The 16,559-nt window shown below is 58.8% G+C and carries 16 protein-coding genes; 8 read left to right on the top strand and 8 right to left on the bottom strand.

Going from position 1 to position 16,559, the window contains the following annotated elements:
• Nucleotides 1-9 precede the first annotated feature (9 nt).
• From ACRZ95_RS18915 to ACRZ95_RS18900, 4 genes are all read right to left on the bottom strand, one after another.
• Nucleotides 10-1,338 (bottom strand): TRAP transporter large permease, encoded by a 1,329-nt coding sequence (locus ACRZ95_RS18915; protein WP_170378176.1) that lies wholly within the window; start codon nucleotides 1,336-1,338, stop codon nucleotides 10-12.
• Nucleotides 1,339-1,349: 11 nt separating this feature from the next.
• Nucleotides 1,350-1,865, bottom strand: a complete 516-nt coding sequence (locus ACRZ95_RS18910; protein WP_170378174.1) for a TRAP transporter small permease — start codon at nucleotides 1,863-1,865, stop codon at nucleotides 1,350-1,352.
• A 115-nt stretch (nucleotides 1,866-1,980) separates the two neighbouring features.
• Nucleotides 1,981-3,126 carry a TRAP transporter substrate-binding protein gene (locus ACRZ95_RS18905; protein WP_170549844.1) on the bottom strand — a complete coding sequence of 382 codons (1,146 nt, stop codon included), beginning with the start codon at nucleotides 3,124-3,126 and terminating at the stop codon, nucleotides 1,981-1,983.
• Nucleotides 3,127-3,152: 26 nt separating this feature from the next.
• Nucleotides 3,153-3,335, bottom strand: coding sequence for a hypothetical protein (locus ACRZ95_RS18900; RefSeq protein WP_170467628.1), 183 nt, complete (start codon nucleotides 3,333-3,335; stop codon nucleotides 3,153-3,155).
• Between the two features lie 152 nt (nucleotides 3,336-3,487).
• On the opposite strand from ACRZ95_RS18900, the gene ACRZ95_RS18895 reads away from it, so the two are divergent.
• Nucleotides 3,488-4,534: a LacI family DNA-binding transcriptional regulator gene (locus ACRZ95_RS18895; RefSeq protein ID WP_170681069.1), complete on the top strand. Its 1,047-nt coding sequence runs from the start codon at nucleotides 3,488-3,490 to the stop codon at nucleotides 4,532-4,534.
• 92 nt (nucleotides 4,535-4,626) lie between these two features.
• On the opposite strand, the gene ACRZ95_RS18890 is transcribed toward ACRZ95_RS18895, so the two are convergent.
• The 4 genes from ACRZ95_RS18890 to ACRZ95_RS18875 are packed head-to-tail and all read right to left on the bottom strand — an operon-like array spanning nucleotide 4,627 to nucleotide 9,737.
• A complete protein-coding gene (locus tag ACRZ95_RS18890; protein ID WP_170378167.1) occupies nucleotides 4,627-5,571 on the bottom strand; it encodes an ABC transporter substrate-binding protein in 945 nt (314 codons plus the stop codon).
• A gap of 40 nt (nucleotides 5,572-5,611) precedes the next feature.
• Entirely contained in the window at nucleotides 5,612-6,619 is a 1,008-nt protein-coding gene (locus ACRZ95_RS18885) for an ABC transporter permease (protein ID WP_170463775.1), read from the bottom strand.
• Nucleotides 6,616-8,142, bottom strand: a complete 1,527-nt coding sequence (locus ACRZ95_RS18880; RefSeq protein ID WP_170549853.1) for a sugar ABC transporter ATP-binding protein — start codon at nucleotides 8,140-8,142, stop codon at nucleotides 6,616-6,618. Before ACRZ95_RS18880 ends, ACRZ95_RS18885 begins: the two co-directional genes overlap by 4 nt.
• Nucleotides 8,143-8,183: 41 nt before the next feature.
• Entirely contained in the window at nucleotides 8,184-9,737 is a 1,554-nt protein-coding gene (locus tag ACRZ95_RS18875; RefSeq protein ID WP_170681067.1) for an altronate dehydratase family protein, read from the bottom strand.
• Nucleotides 9,738-9,820: 83 nt separating this feature from the next.
• On the opposite strand from ACRZ95_RS18875, the gene ACRZ95_RS18870 reads away from it, so the two are divergent.
• The 7 genes from ACRZ95_RS18870 (at nucleotide 9,821) to ACRZ95_RS18840 (ending at nucleotide 16,426) form a co-directional block, all read left to right on the top strand.
• Nucleotides 9,821-10,558 carry a GntR family transcriptional regulator gene (locus ACRZ95_RS18870; RefSeq protein WP_480555394.1) on the top strand — a complete coding sequence of 246 codons (738 nt, stop codon included), beginning with the start codon at nucleotides 9,821-9,823 and terminating at the stop codon, nucleotides 10,556-10,558.
• Complete coding sequence (locus ACRZ95_RS18865) at nucleotides 10,555-11,607, top strand: aldo/keto reductase (protein WP_170681065.1); 1,053 nt, start codon at nucleotides 10,555-10,557, stop codon at nucleotides 11,605-11,607. The genes ACRZ95_RS18870 and ACRZ95_RS18865 overlap by 4 nt, the downstream gene beginning before the upstream one ends.
• Entirely contained in the window at nucleotides 11,597-12,025 is a 429-nt protein-coding gene (locus ACRZ95_RS18860) for an RbsD/FucU domain-containing protein (protein ID WP_170681063.1), read from the top strand. The genes ACRZ95_RS18865 and ACRZ95_RS18860 overlap by 11 nt, the downstream gene beginning before the upstream one ends.
• Nucleotides 12,022-12,852 carry an amidohydrolase family protein gene (locus ACRZ95_RS18855; RefSeq protein WP_170681062.1) on the top strand — a complete coding sequence of 277 codons (831 nt, stop codon included), beginning with the start codon at nucleotides 12,022-12,024 and terminating at the stop codon, nucleotides 12,850-12,852. Before ACRZ95_RS18860 ends, ACRZ95_RS18855 begins: the two co-directional genes overlap by 4 nt.
• Before the next feature lies 1 nt (nucleotide 12,853).
• Nucleotides 12,854-13,966 (top strand): fumarylacetoacetate hydrolase family protein, encoded by a 1,113-nt coding sequence (locus tag ACRZ95_RS18850; RefSeq protein ID WP_170681060.1) that lies wholly within the window; start codon nucleotides 12,854-12,856, stop codon nucleotides 13,964-13,966.
• 12 nt (nucleotides 13,967-13,978) lie between these two features.
• Nucleotides 13,979-15,481, top strand: a complete 1,503-nt coding sequence (locus ACRZ95_RS18845; RefSeq protein WP_170681058.1) for an aldehyde dehydrogenase (NADP(+)) — start codon at nucleotides 13,979-13,981, stop codon at nucleotides 15,479-15,481.
• A gap of 102 nt (nucleotides 15,482-15,583) precedes the next feature.
• Nucleotides 15,584-16,426: a fumarylacetoacetate hydrolase family protein gene (locus tag ACRZ95_RS18840; protein ID WP_170681056.1), complete on the top strand. Its 843-nt coding sequence runs from the start codon at nucleotides 15,584-15,586 to the stop codon at nucleotides 16,424-16,426.
• Nucleotides 16,427-16,559 lie beyond the last annotated feature (133 nt).

The raw sequence follows: 16,559 nt of genomic DNA, 5'->3' as shown, positions 1-16,559 counted from the left end.
GATTGCTTCCTATTTGTAAATATCTGGCAGAAGAACGGTCGAGATCGTCGGCACGTAAGCGATGAACAGAGTGACGATCAGCATGAACAGGACGAACGGAATGGCGCGATAAGCGATCTTCAGGATCGACTCGCCCGTTATTCCTGCGACCACGAAAAGGTTCAGCCCCAAGGGTGGCGTGATAAAACCAACACCCAATGCGGTGATCATCATGATGCAGAACTGGATCTCGTTCATGCCGATGTCATCCGCCAGAGGCTTCAGGATCGGCGCGAGGATCACGATGTTCGGCGTGGTTTCCATCACGCAGCCTGCTGCGATTAAAATGCCGACCATCATCAGTATGAGGACAAGCGGTTCGTCACTGACCGAGGTGGCGGCTGCCACAAAGCCTTGCGGGACACCAATGATGGCCAGTGCTTCGGCCAAGGGAGCCGAAAAGGCGATGATCGGTAGAATGACCCCGTTCACCTTGGCTGAACTAACCAGCATCGCCGGAAAATCGCTCAGGCTCAGAGTGCGCAGGATGAACCCCATGACGATCGTGACTACCACGGCAGTCGCACCTGCTTCGGTCGGCGTCAGTCGACCTGAAAAGATGCCGTAGAAGATGATGCCGGGCACCAGAAAGGCATACCAACCGGACTTCAGGGCTTTGCCTAGCCGCGAGAAGTATTCGCCCATGCTGATGTTGCCTCCACCTTCCCAGCCTTTGAGGCGGTTCATGATGATGTTGGTGGCAAGAATGGACAGCAGGATCGCAATGCCAGGGATCAGAGCGGCCAGGAACAGTGTCGAGGCAGAAATCCCCAAAACAAGGCCGATGATGATATAGGCGATCGATGGAGGGATCAGGATACCGGTACAGGCACCCGCCGCAACAAGGGCACAGGCATAAGGCCGAGGGTAGCCGGATTCGACCAGTCGGTCGATCGTCATACGGCCAACAGCTGCGGCCCCTGCGGCGTCCGAGCCCGAAATCGCGGCGAACATACCGCAGACAAGCACCGTTGCTGATCCAAAGCCGCCCTTGGCGAATTGTGTTAAAGCCTCGGCTACATCAAGGAATTTTCGACTGAGCCCGGTTCTAACTAGGACGTCGCCCGTTAAGATGAACAGCGGTACAGCCGTCAGCGCGAAAAAGTCTATGCCAGAGAACAGCTTTTCCCCGACGAGGCTCAAAGGCAGAGCCCCTGACCAGACAAGCATCAGGATCGCGGCGGAGCCGATGGCGGCCCAGACGGGAACGGCAAGTGCGACAAGGACGACGAACAGGATGACCGGGCCATAAAAATCCCAGCCGAGGACAACGGATTGATCGAGTTGGTTCCAAAGCATGTCCAGCCCCCTCAGTCGAACAGTTTGTCACCTTCGTAGACGGGGCGACCCGCACGAAGGTCCGCGATGTCGCGGAGGATGGATTGGAAGAGGCGAAGCAGAACCAGTGCGAAACCGATTGGAACGGCCATCAGGAACCACACGCGGCTGATACGCAGACCGTCTGTTACAGATCCAAATTTTGCGGAAACGTGGACTGTTTCATACGAGTAGTAGAGCGCCACGACCGATACGGCGACCATCACAAAATCGCCAAAGAGATACAGCAACGCCTTAATCCGCGGGCTGACATAGTGCATGATCACGTCAATGCGGATATGTCCGCGTTCACGAACCGCAGCGGCAGCGCCGATCCACGCGAGGTAGATAAACGAGTATCGGACGATTTCCTCGCCCCAGATCGAGGAATAGGACAACAACTCGCGCCGAAGCACTTCGATGAACATCGTCGCCACCAGCATCGTGTAGAACACGAGCAGCAGCCAGCGCTCGGCATTCCGGTTCAGTTCTTGCAGTATTCGTTGCATGCAATCCTCCCGTTCACCGACACCTCAAGGGCAGCCGGCAGCCGGATTTCCAAGTTGTCGTCAGATTTGTGGGGCGGCCAGTAACTATGCCGCCCCTGAAACGCGACGAGGCGTATCAAGCATCGTGGACGTAGTAGCGTCCTTTCGTGCCAGCCGCTTCTTCCAGCTTGGCAAAGTTGTCCATGGAACCGGCGAGCTCGACCTTGAACTCGTCCCAATCGGACAGCTGGTATCCACCAGCGGCTTTCCATTCCGCAAGCTGATCCTCGGTGAGGCTGTGGAACTCGACACCTGCTTTGCGCAGTTCTGCCATTGCATAGGTGCGTGCAGATGGAACCTTGGCCAGGTTCTGATGCGAGGTCAACTCGCCCGCGAACTCGATGCCTTCCTGCACATCTGCGGGTAGCGAGTTGAACCATTCCAGATTCATCGAGTAAATCTGGCTGTCCGGCACCGCCTGTGTAAAGGTGACATGGCTCAGGATGTCCTTGAAACCAAACACAAAGAGCGCGCCAACCGATGGGTCAAGAGCATCCGCCACGCCCTGCTTGATCGCCGAAGGCGTTTCGCCCCAGGCCACCGGCGTCGGGTTCGCGCCGACCATGCGATAGTACTGCTGCAGCATCTTCGAGCCGGGCACGCGGAACTTGACCCCTGCCATGTCGCCGGGCGTGATCACGGCGTTTCCGCCCTTGCGCACGGCCACAACACGTGGGTCGATATTGATGTAGAAAAGCGCCTTGAAACCCGCCGCTTCAATCTTGGGATGTACTTCGGCTTTCCACGCATCAGAGGTAACTAGGTTGGTGAAGCGCTGGTTCGAGCCGCAGAAATAGGGCATGTTGATAAGGTCAGCCGCGCTCGCATAGGGCGCGAAATTCGACAGGGAATGCTGCGCACATTGGATTGTGCCAGCCTGTACCGCCTGCACCAAGGCGCCACCGGCCCCGAGCTGACCACCCGGTGCTAGCTTGACATAGACCTTGCCATTGGTGGCGTTCTGGATGTTCTCCTTCAGGTCCAGCTGCATGATCGGATAGCTGCGCGATGCACCCAAGACATACGCTGTCGCAAGGGTCATCGTGAATTCCGCTGCATCCTCGCGTTCACGCTCTTCCTTGGCGGTTTGTGCCGCAGCCTCGCTAGACCACAAGGTCCCCGCAGCCCCTGCAACCAAAGCTGCGGTGAAGCTACCGCTTCCTGCCAGCTTCAAGAAGTTCCGGCGTGAAGCCGAAGCCAATTCCTGCTTTTCACGATCCATGTTTTCCTCCCTATGGGTCATGTCATTTATTGTTTTTTTGATTGTGCAGCCGCCTCTTTCCTTAGCGTGACGACAACGAATGCGAGCGATGCCGCGAAGAGCAACACCATCTCTCCTACGTCGCCCAGGAATTGGCCGTAGCCAAATGCGCCCGCGACGACGTTGATCAGGAACGCCAGAAAAAGCGCAATGGCCGCGAAAATGAACATTGCCAAATCCCCCCCTCTCCGATTCGAGGTAACTGTAAGCGCTTACATTTTGCATTGCAAGCGCTTACACTGTACCTAGAAGGGCACCCTAGTTGACCCCGCATTCCGAAGCGCGCAAATGAAGCGCCAAAAACAAGAGTGTATTAAGGTAGATGACGAAGGCACCTTTTGCAGACGAGCCAAGCCGGACGTCACCGACACTGGAAGACGTTGCGCAGCGTGCAGGCGTTTCGACGGCCACGGTGTCAAGGTGCCTCAACAATCCCAAAATGGTATCCGAGAAAACGCGCGAACGAGTTCTGAGCGCGGTCAAAACACTAGGCTATACACCGAACTTCGGGGCTCAGGCCCTTGCAGCCAAACGCACCAGAACCTTTGGCGCAATTATCCCGACGATGGAAAACGCCATCTTCGCACGTGGCCTCCAAGCTTTTCAGGAAGAGCTTCAGCGGCATGGTATAACCCTCCTCGTCGCCAGCTCTTCCTACAACCCCGAGCTTGAAGAAGAGCAGATCCGCAGCCTCGTGGCACGCGGCGCGGATGCGCTTTTACTGATTGGCTTTGACCGGACTCCACAGGTTTACGAGTTCCTTAAGAAACAGCGAATCCCGTGTGTGGTCGCCTGGGTTTATGATCCCAGCCAATCGCAACTGTCCATCGGGTTCGACAACCGAAGCGCGATGAGGGCGCTAACTGAACAGGTTCTCGACCTGGGACATCGCGCCATTGCCTTTGTCACAGCCGAGCGGGACGGCAATGACCGGGCTCGGTTGCGTTGTGAGGGCGTGGAACAAGCGATGCTGTCTCGGAACCTTGATGTCGGCAACCTGCACGTGATCGAAACGCCCTACTCGATCGACAACGGAGCGCACGCCCTTGAGGCGGCGATGGAATTGGACCCGAGACCGACTGCAATCCTATGCGGCAACGATGTGCTTGCTGCCGGTGCCCTCAGGCAGGCCCGGAAGATGGGTCTTGAAGTGCCTCGGGATGTCTCCATCACCGGGTTTGATGACATTGAAATAGCCGAGATCGTGACTCCAGCCCTGACAACGGTTCATGTTCCTCATCGAAACATGGGTAAAGGGGCCGCGCGTATGCTGGTCGCTTTGCGCAAAGGTGAGGATGCGGGGTCAAGTGTACAGCTCGAAGCCACGACAAAGATACGCGAGTCACTCGGGCCTGCACCCCAGGCCTAGGACACATGGCCACTAGTTGACCCGAGCTACCTCTAACGCATCCGGCCCACCCAGTAAGGACAGGCCGGACAGGTTATCGTGAGTGGATGGTCTTAGTCGTACAGAACGGCCGAGATTTTCGGGTCGTCGATATTCGAAGCATCGTAGTAGTAGAAGCCCGTGTCGATCAGGCTCGGCACTTCTTCACCTTTCAGGGCTGAAACGGCAGCTTTGACGGTTTCATAGCCGATACCAACCGGGTTCTGCGTGATCGCACCCGCCATCAGACCGCTTTTGATCGCATCTTTCTGTGCCTTGCCGCTGTCATAGCCGATGATGACCAGACCTTCGGTGCCCAGTTCCTGAACGCCGTTCACAACGCCGATGGCCGAACCTTCGTTGGTGCCGAAGATACCATTCAGATCCGGGTTTGCTGTCAGGATCGCCTTTGTTACCTCGGTCGACTTCAGATGATCGCCCTGACCGTACTGAACGGTAACGACCTCGATGTCGGGGTATTTCTCGGCGATACGGTTGACGAACCCGTCGCGGCGGTCGATGCCTGTGCGGCTGGTCTGGTCATGTGCCACAACGGCGACCTTGCCCTTGCCGCCGATCTTCTCGGCCATCTTGTCTGCGGCCAGACCGGCTGCTGCAAGGTTGTCGGTGGTTGCGGTCGAAAGCGGGATGTCGCTGTCGACGCCACTGTCGAAGGCGATGATCGGAATGCCTTTGTCATTGGCCTGTTTCAGCAGCGGGATCGCCGCCTGGCTGTCCAGAGCGGCAAAGCCGATGGCCTTGGGATTGTTGGCCAGGGCCGCAGCCAGCATGTCGATCTGACGGTCCACCATGGTTTCGTTGTCAGGGCCTTCGAAGGTGATGGTGACGTCAAACTCATCCGCCGCCTGCTCGGCCCCGGATTTCACCGCCTGCCAGAACTGGTGCTGGAAGCCTTTGGACACCAGCGGGATATAGATTTCTTCGGCAGCCGCCATCGAGGCGGGACCTGCCAGGGTGGCCGCACTCAGCGCCCCCAGAATGAAACGACGTGAAAACATGTTTTCTCCTCCACAGTTGGTCGTTTTGTCGTTAGTTTATTCAGCCGGATTTCTTGCGCCGCGCCATGTCGGCATAGACGGCCAGAATGATGATCGCGCCGGTGACAACGGTCTGCCACTCCTGCGCGACGGACAGGACGCGCAGCCCGTTGGTCAGAACCGCCATGATCAGGGCGCCGATCAACGTGCCCAGGATCGTGCCGCGACCGCCCGAGAGCGATGTGCCACCGATGACAACCGCCGCGATGGCCTCCAGCTCATACCCCAGGCCCAAGGCAGGCTGGGCCGAGTTCAGACGCGAGGCGATCAGGATGCCGCCGATGCCGCAGATCGCTCCGGCCAGCGCATAGATGCGGATCTTCCACATATCGGTGTTCACGCCGGACAGGCGTACCGCCTCTTCGTTTGACCCCAGCGCAAAGGTGTAGCGACCCAGAACCGTGCGGCTCAGGATATATGAGGCGGCGATGGCGACGATGAACAGGATCAACACGCCATTGGGGATGGGCAGCGCGGGGAAGACCTCTCCGATCAGGGACCCGCGCGAGATTTGGTCAAAGCCCGGCGTGTCGTTGAAATAGATTGGTCGCGTCCCCGAGATCACCAGCGAGAGACCCTTGAGGATCAGCATCATGCCGAGTGTGGCGATGAAGGGCGGGATTTTCATCTTGGCGACGAATGTCCCCGAACACAGGCCACAGAACGCGCCCGCCGCGATTGCGGCCGCAACGCCCAATAGCAACGGCATGCCCAGATAGGTCAGCACCACCCCCGCGATCACCGCGCAGAAGGTCATCAACGTGCCCACCGACAGGTCGATCCCGCCGGTGATGATCACCAAAGTCGCGGCCACCGCCAGCACCCCGTTGACCGAAGTTGCCTGCAAAATCGCAATCATGTTCGAGGTTTGCATGAAGTTCGGCGACGCGATCGAAAAGCCGATCAGCAACGCGATCAAGCTCGCGAAGGCCAGCATTTTCTGGTAGGCGCCGCTTTCCGACAAGCCCGCCAAAGGCTTTTTCTTGTCGATATCCGTAGCTGTTGTCATTGCATTGTCCCCGTTACCTGCATCGCCGCCGCCCGTTGCGTGGCCAGATGCATGATGTCTTCTTGTGTGGTGTCTTTTCCGCCGGGCAGAATGCCGGTCAGCCGGCCTTCGCACATCACGGCGATACGGTGGCTGAGGCGCATGATCTCGGGCAATTCGGACGAGATCACGATGATCGTCTTGCCCTGCTCTGCCAGCTCCTCGAGCAGTTTGTAGATTTCGGATTTTGCGCCCACGTCGATGCCCCGTGTGGGTTCATCGAAGATCAGGATATCGCAATCGCGCAGCAGCCATTTGGCGATGACAACCTTTTGCTGATTGCCACCCGAAAGCAGCCGAACCTCTTGCACGTCCGATGGTGTCCGAATGCCGAGCTGCGCGATGTAGCCTTTGGCGGTGGTGCTAATATCACTGTCGTTCAGAACGCCGCCGGTGCTTGTGAAAAGATCCATTGAAGCCAGCGCGATATTGTCACGCACATTCATCCCCGTGGCGAGGCCGAAATGCTTGCGGTCCTCAGACAGATACCCGATCCCAGCCTTCACCGCGTCGGTGGGCGATTTGATCGAAACCACCTGACCATGCACCCGGATTTCACCGGCATCTTTTGGATCAGCGCCGAAGATCGCTCGTGCGACCTCGGTCCGGCCAGCGCCCATCAATCCTGCGAAGCCGAGTATCTCGCCTTTTTGAACCGAAAAACTGACATCGCGGATTTCTTTGCTGCGGCTCAGACCCGTGACTTGCAGAGAAACCTCTGCATTACCCAGATCGGGAACATCTAGGGGCTCCTCGTTCACCTCACGCCCCACCATCATTGCGATGATTTGGCTGATCGGGGTCTCTGCAGCACCCACAGTGCCGACATATTCTCCGTCGCGCATGACCGTGACCCGATCCGAGATCTGCTTCAACTCGTCCATTTTGTGGCTGATATAGACGATGCCGACACCCTCCGCCTTGAGGCGGCGGATGATCACGAAGAGCTCGGCGATCTCTGCGTCGTTGAGGGCCGCGGTCGGCTCGTCCATGATCAGAACTTTTGACCGGAAGGACAAAGCCTTGGCGATCTCGACCATCTGCTGTTTTGCAATGGTGAGGCTACCGACCAGCGCCTTTGGGTCGAGGTTCAGGTTCATCGAGGCGAAGATTTCTGCCGTTTGCGTATTCAGCGCGGCTTCGTCCAGACGACCAAAGCTTTTGCGCGGTTCGCGTCCGATGAAGATATTCTGCGCGACGGTCAGGTCATTCATCAGGCTTAGCTCCTGATGGATGATGCCGATGCCCAGATCCTGCGCCTCGCGCGGGGTGGTTGGGCTAACGGATTTCCCCTCGATCACCAGATCGCCGCCGTCACGCTGATAAATCCCGGACAGAATCTTCATCAGCGTGCTTTTCCCGGCACCGTTCTCGCCCATCAGCGCATGAACTTCACCCGGAAACAGATCGAACTGCACGGATTTCAGCGCATGCACACCGGGGAAGTGCTTATCAATCCCCGTCATGTCGACCAGTTTCGTCATTTCTCCTCCCATTCTGCCCCTCTCCCCAAGGGCGGTGCGGCTTACATCACCGCGCCGATTTGCCAGGGGACGAACTCGACGCCCCCAAAGCCAAGTTCCTCACTTTTGGTTTTCTCACCCGAGGCGACACGGATCAGTATCTCGAACAGCTCTTCGCCTTTTGCCTCGATGCTGACGCCATCGGTGACGATGTCGCCGCAGTTCAGATCCATGTCGTCTGCCATCCGGGCGTACATTTCCGAGTTGGTCGCCAGTTTGATGCAGGGTGTCGGCTGATAGCCCGAAACCGAGCCGCGCCCGGTGGTGAACACAATCAGGTTCGCGCCTGATGCCACCTGCCCCGTGACCGAGCATGGATCAAATCCGGGGCTGTCCATGAAGACGAACCCATGTTTGTCTACCTTCTCGCCGAACTTGTAGACATCGCGCAGCGGTGCCGTGCCGCCTTTGGCGACAGCGCCCAGCGATTTCTCCAGAATGGTCGTCAGCCCGCCGCGTTTGTTGCCGGGGCTTGGGTTATTGTCCATCTCACCGCCATTGCGCTCGGTATAGTCTTCCCACCAGTTGATACGCTCTATGAGCTTTTCTCCCACTTCGATGGTCTCGGCGCGGCGGGTCAAAAGATGCTCCGCCCCGTAGATTTCAGATGTCTCGGACAGGATCGTTGTTCCGCCGTGACGCACCAGCAGATCTGAGGCATACCCAAGGGCCGGATTGGCCGTGATCCCGGAATACCCGTCTGATCCACCGCACTGCATTCCGACGGTGATCGCACTGATGGGTGCGGGCGCGCGCGCGGCTTGATTGGCCAGTTCGACTATTCCTCGCAGCTCATCCAGCCCGCGTTCGATGGTGCGGCGCGTGCCGCCCTCGTTCTGGATGGTCATGTAACGCAATACACCATCGGTGCGGATCGGGCGTCCTCCGACAAGGTCTGCGACCTGCATGACCTCGCACCCCAGCCCGATCAGCAGGATTCCTCCGAAATTCGGGTGCTGCGCGTAACCAGCCAGTGTGCGGAACAAGGTGGCGTAGCCTTCATCCTTACCGGACATGCCGCAGCCCGTGCCGTGCACAATGGGCACCACCCCATCGACATTCGGGAAAGCATCCAGCAGCCCAGACTTCTCGGCCGCCTCGGCAATGAACCTTGCAACCGAGCCTGAGCAATTCACGCTGGTCAGGATGCCGATATAGTTGCGGGTCCCTACCCGACCGTCGGCACGGTGATACCCGTCAAACGTCCGATCTGCGGGCAGCACTGGCAGCGGAGTATTGGCGCTGGCATGCGCGTAGTCCTGTTGATGCGCGCCCATCCCCAGATTGTGGACATGAATGTGCTCACCCGGCGCGATGTCGCTTTTGGCCTGACCAATAGTCTGACCGTAACGGATGACATTTTCGCCAGCCCGAATCGGCATCGTCGCAATTTTGTGCCCACGGGCCACTTGCGAGGTCAGAGGGGATGGCACATGTGACGGCTGCTCGCCCGCCTGCAAGTCACGCAGGGCAATAACAATATTGTCATCAGGGTTAAGCTGAACGACGTCCCGCGCCGCCTTTTCCAGAACATTTATGCCGTCGTGTGCTTGCATCACTTCCCCGCTTGCTTGGTCCATGTTGCTAAGTGGTAGATCTTCTCTTGTCAACTAACATGTTAGAATGTTAAAACCTGGCTATGAACAAGCTCCAAGATATTGATGCCTCTCTCCTGCCCGAGATTACGACCACCGAAGGATCGCTGGCTCAGCGGGTTCACCACTCTTTGAAAACGGCGATTCTGGCGCTGGACTTTCCACCAGGCGCGAATCTTCGGAAGGCCCCGGTTTGCGAGCGTTTAGGCGTGTCACGCGCGCCTGTTGCGGACGCCATCGCCCGACTGGCATCTGAAGGTCTGGTGGATGTTGTCCCGCAATCCGGGACGCGTGTGTCCTATTTCTCGATGGATGAGATCCGCGAAGGTGCCTTTCTGCGCGAAGCACTCGAACTAGCAACCGTCGCCAAAGTGACGCGGGACCTGACCGAAGACCAGCGCAAACGCCTCAGCCGCAATATGCGCCTGCAAGAACTTTTGATCGAAGATGATGATATTCCCGGCTTCTATCAGGCCGACGAAGAGTTTCACGGCATGCTGATGGACTTCACCGGCTTCCGTCACCTCGCCAACGTTGCGCAGAATGTTTCTCTGCAGGTGAGCCGGGCGCGGATGCTGTTGCTGCCGACCCCCGGCCGGATTGCGGAAACACTGGCGGAACACAAAGCCATTTTTGACGCGATTTGCAGCCGCAACGAACAGGCCGCTCAGGACGCAATGCGCGCCCATTTGGGACAGTTGATGCCGCGCATCGAGGAACTCAGGCAGCAAAAACCCCACCTTTTCAATCTCACCCAACAGTCGCACAGCGAGGCAGGATGACCGTTTCACAGACAGAATTGCTCAATCACCGCACCGCGCGGCCCGTTCCGCTGACCCGGATGGGATTTGGCGGTGCCCCGCTGGGAAACCTGTACCGCAAAGTGTCGGATGAGGATGCGCAGGCCGCGCTTCAGGCCGCCTATGATGCGGGTATCCGTTTCTTTGACACCGCACCGCAATACGGGCTTGGACGGTCCGAGCGCCGCTTTGGCGAGGCGATTGCCCGCTTTGGGCGCGAGAACATCCAGCTGTCCACCAAGATCGGGCGTCTGCTGCTGGATTGCGAACCCCATGAGGTCACGCCCGAGGCCTTCGTGGACGTCCCTCAGAAACGGATCGTGTTCGACTATACCTATGACGGCGTAATGCGCTCTTACGAGGCCAGCCGCGAACGGATCGGCGTCGCAAATGCCGACATCCTTCTGGTGCACGACGTCTGCGTCTTCAGCCAGGGCAGTCAGGAAATGTCGGACGCCAAGGTGCGTGAGCTGTTCGACGGTGGTGGCTACAAAGCCTTGGTCGAACTGCGCGACGCCGGAGAGATTGCCGCCATCGGCGCAGGTGTGAACGAATGGCAGGTGTGTGAAAAGCTGCTGGGTCTGGGTGATTTCGACGGCTTCCTGCTAGCCGGTCGCTACACGCTGCTTGAGCAAGAGGCATTGGACAGTTTCCTGCCCCTTTGTGAAAAGCGCGACGTAGGGATCATTCTGGGCGGGCCCTACAATTCCGGCATCCTCGCCACCGGAGCCGTGCCGGGCGCAAAATACAACTACGCCGATGCGCCCGAGGACATACTGGCGCGGGTCCGTAAGATCGAGGCCGTTTGCGCCGCGCATGACACCCCTCTGATCGCGGCGGCCCTGCAATTTGTTCTGGGCCATCCGTGCGTCAAAACAGTCGTGCCGGGCGCTGTTAGCGCGGCTGAAGTGCAATCCAACGTGGCCCTGCTAGAACGGGAAGTACCCCCGGGCCTCTGGTCTGATCTGCGGTCCGAGGGGCTGATCCGTCCGGATGCACCGCTGCCGAGTGAGGCCGCCGATGCTGCGTAACATCGACCCCATTCTGTCGCCCAGCCTGCTACATGCGCTTAGGGCCATGGGGCACGGCGATGAAATCGTGATCGCTGACGCGAACTTTCCCGGCACAAGCACCGGCCCGGATTGCATCCGCGCGGATGGCTCAACCGCCAGTGAGGTGCTGCGGGCTGTGCTGTCCGTAATGCCTCTGGATACATTCGTGACCGACCCGGCCCTGACCATGCAGGTGGTCGGTGATCCGGACGCAATTCCCGAAGCCGTCGCCGATTTTCAGGACATCATCGACACGACAGCGGACAACCCTGCTAAGATTCAGGGGCTCGAGCGGTTTGCCTTCTATGAGCGTGCGGCCAACGCATTTGCCATCGTCCAAACGGGCGAGCGCAGGCTCTATGGCAATATCATCCTGAAAAAGGGCGTTGTCGCATGAGGATAGACGCGCATCAGCACTTCTGGACCTTGGCGCGGGGGGACTATGGCTGGCTGACGCCTGACTTGGACTTGATCTACCGTGACTTTGCCCCCGATGATCTGGCCCCGATGCTGAAAGACGCCGGCATTGAAGGCACCGTTCTGGTGCAGGCGGCACCAACGGTGGCCGAGACGGAATACATGCTGTCACTGCCCGATGAGACTCCATTTATCAAAGGTGTTGTGGGTTGGGTGGATTTCGAAGCCCCGGATGCGGTGAACCAAATCGCTGCGTTGGATGCGCACCCAGCGCTGGTTGGGCTTCGTCCGATGATCCAAGACATTACCGACCCACAATGGATGCTCGGCGACGCGCTGACTCCAGCCTTTACTGAACTCACAGCGCGGGGCCTGACGTTCGACGCATTGACCTTGCCGCATCATCTGGGACCGCTCAAAAAGCTACTGTCCCGTCATCCGGATATGAAAGTTGTCATTGATCACGGTTCCAAGCCGCTGATCCGGGACGCAATATTCGAGGGTTGGGCTGAGGATATGGCAGCGCTGGCCAGCGAGACCAACGCATGGTGCAAACTGTCCGGTCTTGTCACCGAAGCGGCATCCGATTGGACCGTCGATGATCTGCGACCTTATGTGGACCACCTGCTGAATACCTTCGGCTCCTCCCGCCTGATCTGGGGCAGCGACTGGCCGGTTTGCACCTTGGCCAGCAGTTATGAACGCTGGCTGGAAACTACGGACCTTTTGCTGAGCCAACTCTGCAGCTCCGAACGAGATGCCGTCATGGGTGGCAACGCCGCGCGGGCCTATAACCTCAGGGATTGATATGACTCTACCAAATCTGGACTCCAACGGGCTGTGGCTCGGACGTATTGAGCGCGCCGGGATTGGCCCCTGCGTTGTGACCATGCGCGATGGTCGCGTGGTCGATATCACATCGAAAACCGCGCCAACCGTTCGGGATATTCTTGAGCGGGACGATGCAGCGGACTACGTCCGTGCGGCGCAAGGCGAAGACCTTGGCCCTTTTGACGCCGATCACCACTGGCTGGCGCCGTGTGACCTGCAAGCGGTCAAAGCCTGCGGCGTCACATTTGCCGGTTCCATGGTCGAGCGCGTGATCGAGGAACAGGCCGCAGGCGACCCAGCCAAAGCCGACGCGATACGATCGCGCATCGGCGCGCGAATTGGCGACAGCCTGTCCAATATCACGCCCGGCTCAGATGAGGCTGCTAAGGTCAAAGAGGCGCTGATAGAAGAAGGGCTCTGGAGCCAATACCTTGAGGTCGGGATCGGACCGGATGCCGAGGTATTCTCCAAGGCGCAGGTTTTGTCTTCGGTCGGCGCGGGCGCGGATATCGGGCTGCACCCGATTTCCACCTGGAACAACCCAGAACCCGAGGTGGTTCTGGCCGTCACCTCACGCGGCGAAATCAAGGGCGCGACGCTGGGAAATGATGTGAACCTGCGCGATGTCGAGGGGCGCTCGGCCCTGTTGCTCAGCAAGGCCAAGGACAACAATGCCTCATGCGCGATCGGCCCAATGATCCGGCTGTTCGAGGATGGCTTCACCCTCGACGACGTGCGCAAGGCCGAGTTGACGCTGACTGTCACTGGACCCGATGGGTTTGTTTTGAATGGCGCGTCTTCCATGTCCCAGATCAGCCGCGATCCGGCCGATCTAGTGAAACAGACCATTGGACGCCACCACCAATATCCGGACGGGCTGATGTTGTTTCTGGGCACGCTCTTTGCTCCAACCCAGGACCGCGACACACCCGGAGGCGGCTTCACACATAAACTGGGCGATATCGTCACCATCGCCAACAGCCAGCTTGGGGCCCTGACAAACACGGTGCGCCTGTCCACGGAATGCCCTGAATGGACCTTCGGGGCCTCACACCTGATGCGAAACCTCGCCCAACGCGACCTGCTTTAAGAGAGAACCAACATGTTAACCGGAAAACACCTGATCGCTGGCGAATGGGTCGGCGCAGACGCCACTTTTACATCTGAACCTGCCCATGGCCCAAGCCATGACTTTGCAGTGGGCACGCCCGCGCTGGTTGACCGTGCCGTAGACGCTGCCGAGGAGGCCTTTGCCTCGTTCGGATGGTCGACCCGGGCCGAGCGGGCGGTATTGCTGCGCACGATTGCCGACGAGATTGATGCACGCGGTGATGCGATCACTGAAATTGGAACGCAAGAAACCGGCCTGCCCGAGGTCCGTTTGCAAGGCGAACGTGGCCGTACCGTCGGTCAGCTGCGTCTGTTCGCCGATCACATAGAGGCGGGCGAATATCTGGACATGCGCCACGATCCGGCCATGCCCGACCGTGCGCCCCTGCCCCGCCCGGACCTGCGCATGATCCAGCGCCCGCTAGGGCCTGTAGCTGTGTTCGGCGCGTCCAACTTCCCGCTGGCTTTCTCGGTCGCGGGGGGCGATACGGCCGCTGCTTTGGCCGCAGGTTGTCCTGTCGTTGTCAAAGGCCATTCGGCGCATCCGGGCACGGGTGAAATCGTCGCGCAGGCAATCGACGCCGCGATCAAGGCGACAGGCGTTCATCCCGGAGTGTTCACTTTGGTGCAAGGTGGCAAGCGGGACGTTGGGACGCGTCTGGTGCAGCATCCTCTGATCCGAGCGGTTGGGTTTACCGGCAGCCTTGCTGGTGGTCGCGCCCTGTTCGACCAGTGCGCTCAACGCGATGAACCAATCCCGTTCTTCGGTGAGCTTGGCTCGGTCAATCCAATGTTCATCCTGCCGCAAGCCGCCGCCGCGCGCGGTGCCGAGATCGGGACCGCCTGGTCTGGTTCATTGACCATGGGAGCTGGTCAGTTCTGCACCAATCCCGGCATCGCGGTTATCATTGACGGCCCCGAGGCAGATGCATTCCAGTCTGCCGCCGCAGCTTGCCTGTCCGCCATAGCAGAGCAAACCATGCTAACCGATGGCATCGCCGAAGCCTACCGGCAGGGGGTTTCGCGTGTCGCAGCGGGCACCGGAGTCACTCAGATCATGGGCACCAGCTGCGCGACGCGTGATGCGGCCGCCTACTTGTTCACGGTGTCCGGCGATGACTGGCTGGCCGATCACAAACTGCAAGAAGAGGTCTTTGGCCCGCTCGGCATCGTTGTCCGCGTCCGCGACTCAGCTCAAATGCAGCAGATTGCGCGCGCTATCGAAGGCCAGCTGACTTGCACTTTTCATTTGGACCCCGGCGATAAGTCCGACGCACAGGCGCTGCTGCCACTGCTCGAGCGGAAAGCCGGGCGCTTGCTGGCCAACAGCTTCCCCACAGGAGTCGAGGTCTGCGACAGCATGGTTCATGGCGGCCCCTACCCGGCATCGACAAATTTCGGCGCTACATCGGTTGGCACTCTGTCGATCCGTCGTTTCCTGCGGCCAGTTTGCTATCAGGACATCCCTACTGATCTGCTTCCTGAGGATGTTTAAAGCCGCCGGATGCGCCTTGCGGGCGATGTCAGCAGAAATACCATCGAACAGCCGTTTGCTCTTGGCGACGGCTGAACGATCCAAGCAACGAAGGAACTCGATATGAAACTGCTCCGCTATGGCCCAAAGGGCGCTGAGAAACCTGCACTGCTGGATGCTGAAGGTACGATCCGCGATCTTTCGGGGGAGGTTAGCGACATTTCGGGCGAAGCGCTGGGGGATGAAACGCTTACGCAGTTGAGGGCAATAGATCCCGCAAGCCTGCCCAAAGTCGAAGGCTCACCCCGAATTGGCGCCTGCGTCGGTCAGGTGGGAAAGTTCATCTGCATCGGTCTGAACTACGCAGATCACGCCGCCGAAAGCGGCATGGAACTGCCGCAAGAGCCGGTGATTTTCTTCAAAGCCACCTCAGCGATCATTGGCCCGGACGATACCGTAGAAATTCCGCGTGGTTCGGTCAAAACCGATTGGGAGGTCGAACTGGGCGTCGTCATCGGTAAAGAGGCCAAGTATATTTCGGGAGAAGAAGCGCTGGATCATGTGGCTGGATATTGCGTCGTCAACGACCTGTCCGAGCGTGATTTTCAACTGCACCGCTCGGGGCAGTGGGTCAAAGGCAAGTCCGCCGACACGTTCGGCCCCATCGGCCCATGGCTGGTGACACGGGATGAGGTCTCGGACCCGCAGAACCTGCCAATGTATCTTGAGGTGAATGGGCATCGCTATCAGGACGGCTCGACCAGAACGATGCATTTCGGTGTCGCGACGGTAATCTCGCACCTGTCGCAATTCATGTCACTACTACCCGGTGATGTGATCTCGACCGGGACACCTCCGGGCGTGGGTATGGGGCAGAACCCTCAAACCTATCTGAAGCCAGGCGACCAAATGGAGCTAGGGATCGAAGGGCTGGGTGTGCAACGACAGAGTGTCGTCGCCGGGTAACCGATAGCGTCCTTTCTATCGGACGCCATTGTATCAACAAAAAAAGCGCCGCCCTTTTGGGCGGCGCTTGGATTGTTTGTGTTTTGATTGGTTTATTCTGCGGCCTGTGGTGCCTCGGCGTGTTTGTCACGCT

It is taken from the genome of Ruegeria sp. AI3 (genome assembly GCF_056541245.1).
This window is presented reverse-complemented; position numbering and strand designations above follow the sequence as displayed.